Origin of the sequence: Streptomyces verrucosisporus, from assembly GCF_017114865.1 — a bacterium.
Taxonomy (GTDB): Bacteria; Actinomycetota; Actinomycetes; order Streptomycetales; family Streptomycetaceae; genus Streptomyces; species Streptomyces fenghuangensis.
Map to the genome: position 1 here is coordinate 192733 of NZ_JADEYH010000003.1, position 12862 is coordinate 205594.

The window sequence follows — 12862 nt, forward strand, 5'->3', positions numbered from 1 at the left end:
GGTCTGCCGCTGGCCTGCTACTGGTCTGCCGCCGCTGTGACGCACTCAGATGCTAACGATCCCCGCCGGCCGTGAGTGCCGCGGAGCCGTCCATGGAGCCGACCACGGAGTCGGTCGTGGCGTCGGTCATGAGCCGGGATCGGCCGACGGGCCGGAAGAGCAACGGGGAGGACCAGTGGGAGACGGGCCACGTACCCTGTTCTGCTGTGCCGAACGCCAACACTGACAGCCATCCCCAGCAGCAGGCCCACGGGCCCACCCGAGGGGCTCCTCCGGCGGTGCTGGGAGAAGCCCAGCGCAGAGCCGTGAGCGAGCTGCTGCGGGTGTCCCCCGTCGCCGACGACCTGGCCCGCCGCTTCAAGGATGCCGGATTCACCCTGGCCCTGGTCGGTGGTTCCGTGCGCGACGCGCTGCTGGGCAGGCTCGGCAACGACCTGGACTTCACCACCGATGCCCGGCCGCAGGACATCCTGGCCCTGGTCCGGCCCTGGGCGGACGCGGTGTGGGAGGTGGGCATCGCCTTCGGCACGGTGGGCTGTCGCAAGGACGACTACCAGATCGAGGTCACCACGTACCGGTCGGAGTCGTACGACCGGACCTCGCGCAAGCCCGAGGTCTCCTACGGCGACTCGATCGAGGAGGATCTGGTCCGCCGGGACTTCACCGTCAACGCGATGGCGGTCGTGCTGCCCGAGAAGACCTTCGTCGACCCGCACCGGGGTCTGGAGGATCTGGCGCGCCGGGTGTTGAGTACGCCCGGCACTCCCGAGGACTCCTTCTCCGACGACCCGCTGCGGATGATGCGGGCCGCCCGCTTCGCCGCCCAGCTCGGCTTCGAGGTGGAGGACGGGGTCGTCGCCGCGATGACGGCGATGTCCGAGCGGATCGGGATCGTCTCGGCCGAGAGGGTGCGGGACGAGCTGAACAAACTGATCCTCGCCGACCAGCCCCGTCGCGGTCTGGAGCTGCTGGTGACGACGGGGCTGGCCGACCGGGTCCTGCCCGAGCTGCCCGCGCTGCGTCTGGAGCGGGATGAGCACCACCGGCACAAGGACGTCTACGAGCACACCCTGACCGTGCTGGAGCAGGCCATCGACCTGGAGGAGAACGGCCCGGACCTCACCCTGCGGCTGGCGGCGCTGCTGCACGACATCGGCAAGCCGAGGACACGCCGGTTCGAGAAGGACGGGCGTGTCTCCTTCCACCACCACGAGGTGGTGGGGGCGAAGATGACCAAGTCCCGGATGACCAAGCTCAAGTACCCGGGTGAGATGGTGAAGGACGTCTCGCGTCTGGTCGAGCTGCATCTGCGCTTCCACGGCTATGGCACCGGGGAGTGGACCGACTCGGCGGTGCGACGCTACGTCCGCGATGCCGGACCGCTGCTGGAGCGGCTGCACAAGCTGACACGGTCGGACTGCACCACGCGCAACAAGCGCAAGGCCAACGCCCTGTCGCGTGCGTACGACGGCCTGGAGGAACGCATCGCGCGGCTGAAGGAGCAGGAGGAGCTGGACTCCATCCGCCCGGACCTCAACGGCAACGAGATCATGGAGATCCTCGGACTGCGCCCCGGCCCCGAGGTGGGCGAGGCCTACCGGCACCTGCTGGAGTTGCGGCTGGAGCACGGCCCGATGGGGCGCGATGCCGCGACCGAGGCCCTCAGGCAGTGGTGGGCCGGTCGGGATTGACCGTACCGCTCCTTCCCTCACGGTGGCTGTTGCGGTGTTTCACGTGAAACACCGCAACAGCCACCGCCACATACAGCGCTGTCACCGTCATCACCAGAGCCGGTGAACGGCCGTCCGGGGGAAGCATCAGGGCGGCCAGGCCGGCGGCGCCGACGAAGGCGACGTTGAAGAGCATGTCGTACAGGGAGAAGACCCTCCCCCGGTAGACGTCGTCCACCGATGACTGCACGACCGTGTCCGTGGTGATCTTCGCGCCCTGAGTCGCCAGTCCCACCACGAAGGCGGCGCCCAGTACGGGCGCCGGCTGGAAGGGCAGCGCCAGCACGGGCACCAGCACCGCCGCCCCCGCGGCACACAGCGCGATCCAGCCGAACCGGCCTACGCGCTGCACGGCCCAGGGGGTGATGACGGCCGCGGCGAAGAAGCCCAGCCCGGAGACGCCCACGGCCAGTCCCAGAAGCGCCATCCCGCCCAGTGCGCCTCCACCGTCGCCGCTGCCTCCCCCGCCGCTACCGCCCCAGGCGTACCGGCTCAGCATCAGCACCATCACCGTCAGCGCGCCGTAGCAGAAGCGCAACACCGCCATCGAGGCGAGCGACTGGGCTGCCCTGCGCCGCTCCCCCAGATGGCGCAGCCCGGCGACCAGTCCGCGGGCGACATCGGCCAGCGCGACGCTCAGCCGCACCCGGGTGATCGTGTCCGGCCCGAGCGTTCCACGGCCGATCCAGAGCGATGCCAGGGCGCCCAGCAGATAGAGACCGGCACCGAGAACCACGATGGTGGCGTCCGCGCCCGCGCCGTCCGGAGCGGGGATCTGTACGAGGAAGGCGAGCCCGCCTCCCGCGGTGGCCGCCAGGGTGCCCGCGGTGGGGGACAGGGAGTTCGCCATCACCAGCCGTTCGCCGTCCACCACATGCGGCAGGGCGGCGGAGAGCCCGGCGAGCACAAAGCGGTTGACGGCGGTGACCGAGAGCGCGGCGAGGTAGAACAGCCACAGTGGTGCCGAGGCCAGCACCAGCGCCGCGGTGGCGCTCGCCAGTACGGCGCGCAGCAGGTTGCCGAACAGCAGCACCTGCCGCCGCTGCCACCGGTCGAGCAGTACCCCGGCGAAGGGGCCGAGTAGCGAGTACGGCAGCAGCAGGACGGCCATCGCGGAGGCGATGGCGGCGGGAGAGGTCTGCTGCTCGGGGGAGAAGACCACATAGGCGGCGAGCGCGACCTGGAAGACTCCGTCGGCCGACTGGGACAGCAGCCGTACCGCCAGCAGCCGGCGGAAGCCGGAGAAGCGCAGAAGCACGCGCAGATCACGCACAACAGCCATGCGGTCAGCCTCACACACCTGCCCGGTGGGGAGGCGCAGCGCCCCCGAGAGCGATCGATCCCTGCGGTGTTTCACGTGAAACACCGCAGGGATCGGCGAGCGTCATTCCCTGCCGGACCGGCCATACCCGCCGGTGTGGGGTCCCCATCGCACCGGCTGGTCCCTGGAGACCTGAGCCTCCTGAGGGGATTGAGGGTCTTGATGGGTCTGAGGGCTCTGCGGGCCGAGGAGAACCGGGTGGTGATGCCTTCGGGAGCCGAGAACGAAGACGTCGGGTGCGTGGTCGAGGACGCCCCCGGCGGGGTCGTCGGAGCCGTCCCGCCGGATCACATCCCGGTCCGGCAGCAGGATGTCCCGCACCACCACGGCGCACAGATACAGCGTGCCCAGCAGATGGAGCACGATCGCGAACTGGTAGCCCTCGGTGGGCAGCCCATGGTGGTCGTCACCGCTGCCCGTGTAGGCCAGATAGAACCAGATGCCGAGGTAGTACATCACCTCGCACGCCTGCCAGATCAGGAAGTCGCGCCAGCGCGGCCGGGCCAGGACGGCCAGTGGGATCAGCCACAGCACGTACTGCGGCGAGTAGACCTTGTTGGTCACGATGAACAGGGCGACCACGAGGAAGGCGAGCTGCGCGAAACGCGGACGGCGCGGTGCGCACAGGGCGAGCAGGGCGATCGCCGCACAGCCCAGCAGTACCAGCAGCGTGGCGTAGGTGTTGGCATGTTCCAGCGGGTTGCCGGTGCGCTGCGAGATGAGCAGCCAGAACGACCCGAAGTCGATGTTCCGTTCCTGACTGAAGGCGTAGAACTTCCCCCAGCCCTCTGGGGCGAGCAGCAGGACGGGCAGGTTCACCGCCAGCCAGGAGGTCACGGCTCCGCCCAGCACCGCGCCGAACGCCCGCCGGCGCCCCGCACGCCAGCAGAGCACCAGCAGCGGCCCCAGCAGCAGAAACGGATAGAACTTGGCGGCGGTCGCCAGCCCCAGCAGCACCCCCGAGGCGAACGGGCGGCCGCGCGCCCACATCAGCATCGAGGCGGCGGTCAGGGACACCGCCAGCAGGTCCCAGTTGATCGTCGCGGTGAGCGCGAGGGCCGGGGCGAGTGCGACCAGCAGTGCGTCCCACGGGCGCCGCCGGTGGGTACGGGCGACGCACACCACCAGGACGGCGGCGCAGATCATCAGCATCCCGGCATTGACCATCCAGTAGATCTGCTGCCGCTGCATCATCTCGCCGCCCTGCGGTGTGAACCAGGACGCCACCTCCATGAACACCCCGGTCAGCACCGGGTACTCCAGATACTCCATCCCGCCGGAGATCTCCTGGGGGATGCGGTCGAAGTACGGCGTGAGATCGGCGGCGAAGCCGCGACCGGTGTAGAGGTGCGGGATGTCGGAGTAGCAGGCGTGCACATACTGGCTGGTCGCCCCGCGGAACCAGCCGCTCTCGTAGCAGGGCGCTTTCTGTACCATGCCGAGCGCGAACATCCCCAGCATCACCAGCAGCACGACCCGTACCGGCGTCCACCAGGACCCTCCGGTCAGCGCACGCCTGCCGATCGGCCCGCCGATCAGCTCACTGCCCGCGGCGGAGACCTCGTCCTGGACGGTGGGCCGTACCGGTGCCTGCTGCTCCTGGTGCGCGCTCGTCATGAGCCACATCCTGCCGTATGGCGGATCCGGGCATGCGATACGCGAGGCGGTGGCCCGCCGGTTCCGGCTGCCCCGGCTTCTCCGGGCAGGCCAAGACGGCCGGGCCCGGAGAAGCCGGAAGCGGCGCCGTTTCCGGCGCCGCTTCCTGTGTCTTGCTCAGCTCTCCCCGCCGGAGTACCGGTAGGGGGCGGCCACTGCTCCGAGAGCTGCCTCAGGCGCCGTCCTGGCCCCAGATCCCGCCGTCGTTGCCGCCGTTTCCTCCGTTGCCGCCGTTGCCGTTCCCTCCGGTGTCGGTTCCGCCGGTGTCCGTGCCGCCGGTGTCCGTGCCTCCGGTGTCGGTCCCCCCGGTGTCGGTTCCGCCGGTGTCCGTGCCTCCGGTGTCGGTTCCGCCGGTGTCCGTGCCTCCGGTGTCGTCACAGAACCAGTCGTTGGGACGGCAGGTGCTCGACGGAGGTCCGGACGGTGTCTCCTGGGGCGGGGACGGCTCCGTGCTGGGCTCAGGCTCCTCGCTCTCCGACGGCGACGGCTCGGGCTCCTCGCTCTCCGACGGCGACGGCGACGGCGACGGGGCACCGACCTGGTCGATCTTCTTGCCGACCGGACCGGGCTTGGGGAAGTCCTTCGCGGGCTCCCCCTTGAGGGCGCTCTTCATGTACGCCGTCCACACCTCGGTGGGCAGCCGGCCACCGTGGATGGAATCGAAGCCACCCGTGTTGTTCATCGAGAGCAGGGTGCGCTTCTCCGGGTCCGTGCGGAACAGTGTGACCGCGGTGGACAGCTGCGGGGTGTATCCCACCCACCAGGCGGACTTGTTCTTGTCGGTCGTACCGGTCTTGCCCGCCACGGGGCGGCCCAGCTCCTGGGCCCTGGTGCCCGTGCCGTGCGGCTTCTCGACGACGCCGCGCAGCACATCGGTGATGTTGTCGGCGATGTCGGAGTCCATCGCCGTCTCCTTCTGGGGCTTCTCGAAGCCGGGCTCCTCCTCGCCGTTGTGCGCCACTCTCCGCACCGTGTAGGTGTCGACCTGGGTTCCCGAGGCGGCGAAAGTCGCATAGGAGTTGGCCATCTCGATGGCGCCCGGGGTGGAGGTGCCCAGTGCGAAGGACGGGTTGAGGTTCGGGTCGAAGCTGTCCTTCTCGATGCCCGCGCTCTCCGCCATGCCCTTGACCTTGTCCATGCCCACGTCCATGCCGAGCTGGACGAACGGGGTGTTGGCGGAGACCTCCATGGCCCGGCGCAGGGTGACGTAGCCGTGGTCCTTGTCGCCGTCGTTCACCTGGTAGAAGGGATTGCCCTCCTTGTCCAGGTAGTCGGTGCCGTCCTGCTGCTTGACCTTCAGCTTGTTGTCGCCGTTGTACTCACTGTTCGGCGCGACGCCCACACCGTTGCTCTTGTAGGTGCCGTGTTCCATGGCCGCGGCCAGCACGAACGGCTTCCAGACCGAACCCACCGGGACGCCCAGGGTGTCCGCGTTGTTGGTGAAGTGGCCGTTCTCGAAGCCCGGACCGCCGTAGATGGCCACGACCTTGCCCGTGCCCGGCTCCACCGAGGCGGCGCCGAACTGGACGAACTTGTCCTTCTCCGGCCTTTCCTCGGGGTCGATGTACTGCTTGGTGATCTTGTTGACCGCCTTCTCCATCGCGGCGGTCTTCTTCTTGTCGAAGGTCGTGTAGATCTGGAAGCCGCCCTGCTCGAACTGCTGCTTGCTGAGCCCCAGGGTTTTCCTGACCTCGGCCTCGGCGAGGGCGGCCAGATAGCCGGTCTGCCCGTTGAGTCCGGCCTGGGCCTTGCGTGGGGCGATCTTGGGGAACTCGTACTTGTCCCGCTCGGCCTGGCTCATCAGCTTCAGGTCGACCTGCCGGTCCATCACCCAGTTCCAGCGCTTGACGGCACGCTCGCGGTTCTCCTTGGGGGAGGAGTTGGGGCCCTCACCGCCGGCCGGGTCGTACAGGTCGGCGCCCTTGAGAACGGTGGTGAGCAGTGCGCTCTCGGAGGGCGTGAGGTCCTTGGCGTCCTTCTCGAAGTACGCCTGGGAGGCGGCCTGGAGGCCGTGTGCGCCGCGCCCGTAGTAGCTGGTGTTGAGGTAGCCCTGGAGGATCTCCTCCTTGTTCATCCGGGCGTTGACCTTTATGGAGATGAACAGCTCCCGCGCCTTGCGGGTGATGGTCTGGTCCTGGCTCAGATAGGTGTTCTTGACGAACTGCTGGGTGATGGTCGAGCCGCCCTGGGTGTCACCACCCGTGGCCATGTTGAACACCGCCCGGCCGATGCCGATCGGGTCGACGCCCTTGTCCTCCCAGAAGCTGGCGTTCTCGGCCGCGACCGCCGCCTGCTGCATCGACTTGGGAATGTCCTCCAGCTTCATGTTCTGCCGGTTGGTCTTGCCGGCCCTGGCCATGACGGTGTCGTCTGACCAGTAGTAGACGTTGTTCTGCTGGAGAGCCAGGGCGTTCTTCTCGTCCGGCACCTCCACCATGGCCAGCGCCAGCCCGCCGAGGCCGATCAGCATCCCCATGAAGGCCAGGGCCAGACCGGTGACCAGCTTCCAGGACGGCGTCCAGCGCCGCCAGCCGTACTTTCCGGATCTGGGGTAGTCGATGAAGCGCTTCTTCTCGGGCTCGTAGCGCCCCCGCCTGCGGCCGACGACCGTGACGTCCCCGGCGGTGTCGGCCGCCCGGCGTCTGCCGCCTCCGCCGCCGGCACCGGCGCGCTGTGCCGCGCGCCGCGCCTCGGCCCGGCCGCCGTGGGGGCGGTCCGAGGGCATGCCGTGGGAAGCGGTGGAGCCATACGACTGTGCGGCACGCCGACCGCCTGACGGCGGCTGTGCGGCGCGCCGGCCACGCGACTGCGGTGGCTTACGACGGTGCTCGCTCATGTGGAACAGCTACTCCTCGGGCAGGCGCTCGCGCCTGAAGGCGGCAGTGTACTTCCAGTCCCCCGAAGTGCGGCCCGCCCACGTTCCCAGAACTGGCCGCACTGCACCCGGGACGAGGACGCGTCCGACGCCTCGTTGGTTCCCGGTGGCCTTCTGCACAGCGGACAGACTACGCAGGTACGAAAAGCCCATCTCCGGCATTCAGGAGAAAGAGGGGCTACCGAGCTGTAGTGAAAGAGCGATGTGAAACCGCTCACTCTCCCCCGAGCCCGTCCCCCCTTGTCGCGCCCGTGGAGGCGTTCTATCGTCTTCGCTATCGCTCCGATGTATCGAATCGATACATCGATGAGAGACAATGACACAGGACGACAGGGCGTGAGCCCGGGGCGGCCGCCTGCGGACGGGCCGGCCGGCGGACACCGGCGGAAGGAGTGACGGCGATGGGCAGACGCTCGGGAATCCTGGAGTTCGCCGTCCTCGGACTGCTCCGTGAGTCACCCATGCACGGCTATGAGCTGCGCAAACGGCTCAACACCTCGCTGGGAGTCTTCCGGGCCTTCAGCTACGGCTCCCTCTACCCCTGCCTGAAGACGCTGGTCCAGCGCGGCTGGTTGGCCGAGGAGCCCGGTGACGAGCCCGAGGACTCCCTCGCGGCGCCGCTCGCCGGACGCCGGGCCAAGATCGTCTACCGGCTCACGGCCGAGGGGAAGGAGCGTTTCGAGGAGCTCCTCTCCCAGACCGGGCCGGACACCTGGGAGGACGAGGGGTTCGGCGTTCGCTTCGCCTTCTTCGGCCAGACCTCGCGCGATGTGCGGATGCGGGTGCTGGAAGGCCGCCGCAGCCGCCTGGAGGAGCGCCTCGCCAAGATGCGCACCGCCCTGGCCCGCACCCGGGAGCGGCTGGACGACTACACCCTCGAACTGCAGCGACACGGCATGGAGTCCGTGGAGCGCGAGGTCCGCTGGCTCAACGAACTCATCGAGAGCGAGCGGGCGGGGCGTGATCAGAACCGGGGGCAGACCCCGCCCGATCCGTCCGATGACACCGCGTGAAGGTCCGCGCCGAGCGGACCGGCACCAACACCACCGTCGGAAACGACACGGAACAAACACAGGGAGCAACCGCCAATGGGTTCGGTTCGCGTAGCCATCGTCGGCGTGGGCAACTGCGCCGCCTCGCTGGTGCAGGGCGTCGAGTACTACAAGGACGCCGACCCGAAGAGCCGCGTGCCGGGTCTGATGCACGTGCAGTTCGGCGACTACCACATCTCGGACATCGAGTTCGTGGCCGCGTTCGACGTGGACGCCAAGAAGGTGGGCCTGGACCTCGCCGACGCCATCGGCGCCAGTGAGAACAACACCATCAAGATCTGCGACGTGCCCGCCACCGGCGTGACCGTCCAGCGCGGCCACACCCTCGACGGCCTGGGCAAGTACTACCGCCAGACCATCGAGGAGTCGGCCGAGGAGCCGGTCGACGTCGTGCAGGTCCTCAGGGACCGCGAGGTCGACGTCCTGGTCTGCTACCTCCCGGTGGGCTCCGAGGAGGCCGCGAAGTACTACGCGCAGTGCGCCATCGATGCCAAGGTCGCCTTCGTCAACGCGCTGCCGGTCTTCATCGCCGGCACCGAGGAGTGGGCGGACAAGTTCGCCGAGGCCGGTGTCCCGATCGTCGGCGACGACATCAAGTCCCAGGTGGGCGCGACCATCACGCACCGTGTGCTGGCCAAGCTCTTCGAGGACCGCGGCGTCGTCCTCGACCGCACGATGCAGCTCAACGTCGGCGGCAACATGGACTTCAAGAACATGCTCGAGCGCGAGCGCCTGGAGTCCAAGAAGATCTCCAAGACCCAGGCCGTCACCTCCCAGATCCCCGACCGGGACATGGGCGAGGACAACGTCCACATCGGCCCGTCGGACTACGTGGCCTGGCTGGACGACCGCAAGTGGGCCTACGTCCGGCTGGAGGGCCGCGCGTTCGGCGACGTCCCGCTGAACCTGGAGTACAAGCTGGAGGTCTGGGACTCCCCGAACTCCGCCGGTGTCATCATCGACGCCCTGCGCGCCGCGAAGATCGCCAAGGACCGCGGCGTCGGCGGCCCGATCCTCTCGGCCTCCTCCTACTTCATGAAGTCCCCGCCGGTCCAGTACTTCGACGACCAGGCCCGGGAGAACGTGGAGAAGTTCATCAACGGCGAGGTGGAGCGCTAGGAAGCGCACCGGGTGTCACCCGGGCACCGCCCGGGAAGCACCCGGGAGCATCGCACCGGACGACGGGACGCGTCCGGTGGCGCGGCATGGCGAGGGGCCCGGACACGAAACCGTGTCCGGGCCCCTCGCCGTCGTACGGCCGTCGTACGGCAGTACGACGGCGCCCCCGGCCGCGTGCGACCGCTCAGTTGTCGACCAGCCGGTCGTACTGCGTCGTCGTGTGCCGCAGGATCGCCGTCAGCTCGTCGCCCACCTTCGGCTCCGCGGACTCCTCCGGCACGAACAGGATCGACACCTGCATGTGCGGCGGTTCGGCGAACCAGCGCTGCTTGCCGTCCCACACGAAGGGCGAGAGGTTGCGGTTCACCGTCGCCAGCCCGGCCCGCGCCACGCCCTTGGCCCGCGAGGTCATCCCGTGCATGGCCTTCGGCGCCTCCAGGCCCACCCCGTGGGAGGTGCCGCCGGCCACCACCACCAGCCAGCCGTCGCCCGCCGCCTTCTGCTGCCGATAGCCGAAGCGGTCGCCCCGCACCACCCGCGTGACGTCCAGCACCGAGCCCCGGTACCGGGTGGCCTCGTGGTCGCCCAGCCACAGCCGCGTGCCGATCCGCGCCCGGAAGCGGGTCTGCGGGAACTGCTGCTGGAGCAGTGCGAACTCCTGAGGCTTCAGGTGGCTGACGAACATCGTCTCCAGCGGCAGGCGGGCCGCCCGCAGCCGGTCCATCCAGCCGATGACCTCGTCCACCGCGTCCGTGCCGTCGGTGCGGTCCAGCGGCAGATGGATCGCGAAGCCCTCCAGCCGCACGTCCTCGATCGAGGCGCGCAGCTTGCCCAGGTCCTCCTCCACCACCCCGTGCCGCTTCATCGAGCTCATCACCTCGATGACGACACGGGCCCCGACCAGCGCGTTCACCCCGTCGACCGAGGAGACGGTGCGGATCGCCCGGTCCGGCAGCGGCACCGGCTCCTCACCGCGGCGGAAGGGGGTGAGCACCAGCAGGTCCCCGCTGAACCAGTCCTTCATCCGGGCGGCCTCGTACGTCGTGCCCACGGCGATGACGTCCGAGCCGAAGCGGGTCACCTCCTCGGCCAGCCGCTCGTGGCCGAAGCCGTATCCGTTGCCCTTGCAGACCGGGACCAGCCCCGGGAACTGCTGCAGCACCGTCTGCTGGTGCGTCCGCCAGCGTTCGGTGTCGACGTAGAGGGAGAGCGCCATGGCCGTACGGAACCTTTCTCATCGGTCCCGGCGAGCGCCGGCGGGCCGTCTTCCGTCCCGCCGGCGCTCGCCGGACGTGCGTGGAGCAGGGCGTCAGCGGCGCGACATGTAGATGTCGAGCGCCTTGTGCAGCAGCTTATTGAGTGGAAAGTCCCACTCGCCGAGATACTCGGCGGCCTGGCCGCCGGTGCCCACCTTGAACTGGATCAGACCGAAGAGGTGGTCGGAGTCGTCCAGGGAGTCGCTGATGCCGCGCAGGTCGTACACGCTCGCCCCGAGCGCGTACGCGTCCTGCAGCATCCGCCACTGCATGGCGTTGGAGGGGCGCACCTCGCGCTTGTGGTTGGCCGAGGCGCCGTAGGAGTACCACACGTGCCCGCCCACGATCAGCATGGTGGCCGCGGCCACCGGCTCGCCCTCGTGCTTGGCGAAGTACAGCCGCATCCGGTTGGGGTCCTCGGCGTTCAGCGCCGTCCACATCCGCTGGAAGTAGCCCAGGGGGCGCGGCCGGAAGCGGTCGCGCTCGGCCGTGACCTCGTACAGCTCCTGCCATACCGGCAGGTCGTCGTAGCCGCCCTGCACGACCTCGACGCCGGCCTTCTCGGCCTTCTTGATGTTGCGCCGCCACAGCTGGTTGAAGCTCTTGTGCACCTCGTCCAGCGAGCGGTTCTCCAGCGGCACCTGGAAGACGTAGCGCGGCTGGACGTCACCGAAGCCGGCGCCGCCGTCCTCACCCTGCTGCCAGCCCATCCGCCGCAGCCGGTCGGCCACCTCGAAGGCGCGCGGCTCGATGTGGGTGGCCTCGACGTCGCGCAGCCGCTTCACGTCCGGGTTCTGGATGCCGGCCTTGATCGCGGGGGCGTCCCAGCGCCGGATCACCACGGGCGGGCCCATCTTCACCGAGAACGCGCCCTTGGCCTTCAGGTGCGCCAGCATCGGGCGCAGCCACTCCTCCAGGTTCGGCGCGAACCAGTTGATCACCGGCCCTTCGGGCAGATAGGCCAGGTAGCGCTTGACCTTGGGTAGCTGGCGGTACAGCACCAGGCCCGCCCCGACCAGCTCGCCGCCCGCGTCGAACCACCCCAGGCTCTCCGAACCCCACTCGGCCTTCACGTCCGCCCACGCGGGCACCTGCATGTGGCTGGCCGATGGCAGGCTCCGGATATACGCCAGGTGCTGCTCGCGACTGATCGTCCTCAGGGTCAGGCTCATTACGGGGCGCTCCTCCGGCGTACTTCGCAGGGTCTGGCCGGAAGCCTACTGCGCAGGCACGTGCCCCGGACGTGCCAGTACGGGGCCGTGGCGAGCCGCCGCCCGCCGCGCCCGTCCCGGGCGGGCGGCCGGGAGGTCAGCCGAACAGCCCGCCGTTCGACATGCCCAGGTAGAAGCCGACCGCCGCCGCTCCCATGCTGACGACCAGCGCGAACCGCTCGCCGGTGGTCGCGGAGATCATCTGTCCCCAGCCGCCGGAGACGATCCCCAGCAGCCCGGCCCAGGACGCGATCAGGCTGAGACCGGGGAAGAAGCCGGTGACGAACGCGACCACGCCGAGTACCGCGGTCACGGCGACGAACCGGTTCTCGACCGGGTGCCGCCGGCCGTCGGTGTTGAGGAGGGAGGAGACCGGGCTCCTCCGTACCGCCTGTGCCATGGGGAACCTCCCGCGGGACCGTCCGGACGGCCGTGCTGCCGGACCGCCGGACTCCCGGACAGGGCGGATGAGCCGCATCCGCCGGACTTGCGAGGGTGCGACGGGTGACGCGTGTCACGCCCCCTGTGTCCAGATTGCGGGGATCGGGCACCGGATTTCAACCCGAGTGGCGGTGCGGGTACTCTGTACCGTCTGCGCGGTGTCTGCCCCGGCGGCGACCGGATCCGGGAACGGACCGGGAC

General features: G+C 69.3%; 9 protein-coding genes. 3 read left to right on the plus strand and 6 right to left on the minus strand.

Going from position 1 to position 12862, the window contains the following annotated elements; genetic code table 11:
• Nucleotides 1-206: 206 nt before the first annotated feature.
• A complete protein-coding gene (locus IQ279_RS06575) occupies nucleotides 207-1691 on the plus strand; it encodes a CCA tRNA nucleotidyltransferase (protein WP_372445085.1) in 1485 nt (494 codons plus the stop codon).
• On the opposite strand, the gene IQ279_RS06580 is transcribed toward IQ279_RS06575, so the two are convergent.
• The 3 genes from IQ279_RS06580 to IQ279_RS06590 all read right to left on the minus strand — a co-directional run bounded on the left by IQ279_RS06580 (nucleotide 1663) and on the right by IQ279_RS06590 (nucleotide 7543).
• Nucleotides 1663-3012 (minus strand): MFS transporter, encoded by a 1350-nt coding sequence (locus tag IQ279_RS06580; RefSeq protein WP_206347361.1) that lies wholly within the window; start codon nucleotides 3010-3012, stop codon nucleotides 1663-1665. The genes IQ279_RS06575 and IQ279_RS06580 overlap by 29 nt on opposite strands.
• A 102-nt stretch (nucleotides 3013-3114) precedes the next feature.
• A complete protein-coding gene (locus IQ279_RS06585) occupies nucleotides 3115-4668 on the minus strand; it encodes a glycosyltransferase family 87 protein (protein WP_241027691.1) in 1554 nt (517 codons plus the stop codon).
• A 211-nt stretch (nucleotides 4669-4879) separates the two neighbouring features.
• On the minus strand, nucleotides 4880-7543 hold the full coding sequence (locus IQ279_RS06590) for a transglycosylase domain-containing protein (RefSeq protein WP_206347362.1): 2664 nt from the start codon (nucleotides 7541-7543) through the stop codon (nucleotides 4880-4882).
• A 440-nt stretch (nucleotides 7544-7983) separates the two neighbouring features.
• On the opposite strand from IQ279_RS06590, the gene IQ279_RS06595 reads away from it, so the two are divergent.
• Nucleotides 7984-8595 (plus strand): PadR family transcriptional regulator, encoded by a 612-nt coding sequence (locus tag IQ279_RS06595; RefSeq protein ID WP_206347363.1) that lies wholly within the window; start codon nucleotides 7984-7986, stop codon nucleotides 8593-8595.
• Nucleotides 8596-8670: 75 nt separating this feature from the next.
• Nucleotides 8671-9753, plus strand: coding sequence for an inositol-3-phosphate synthase (locus IQ279_RS06600; RefSeq protein WP_206347364.1), 1083 nt, complete (start codon nucleotides 8671-8673; stop codon nucleotides 9751-9753).
• A gap of 184 nt (nucleotides 9754-9937) precedes the next feature.
• Here the strand turns inward: IQ279_RS06600 and IQ279_RS06605 are convergent, their stop codons facing one another.
• The 3 genes from IQ279_RS06605 to IQ279_RS06615 form a co-directional block, all read right to left on the minus strand.
• Complete coding sequence (locus IQ279_RS06605) at nucleotides 9938-10969, minus strand: alanine racemase (RefSeq protein WP_206347365.1); 1032 nt, start codon at nucleotides 10967-10969, stop codon at nucleotides 9938-9940.
• A 93-nt stretch (nucleotides 10970-11062) separates the two neighbouring features.
• Nucleotides 11063-12181, minus strand: coding sequence for a lipid II:glycine glycyltransferase FemX (locus IQ279_RS06610; protein WP_206347366.1), 1119 nt, complete (start codon nucleotides 12179-12181; stop codon nucleotides 11063-11065).
• 136 nt (nucleotides 12182-12317) lie between these two features.
• Nucleotides 12318-12620: a hypothetical protein gene (locus IQ279_RS06615; RefSeq protein WP_206347367.1), complete on the minus strand. Its 303-nt coding sequence runs from the start codon at nucleotides 12618-12620 to the stop codon at nucleotides 12318-12320.
• Nucleotides 12621-12862 lie beyond the last annotated feature (242 nt).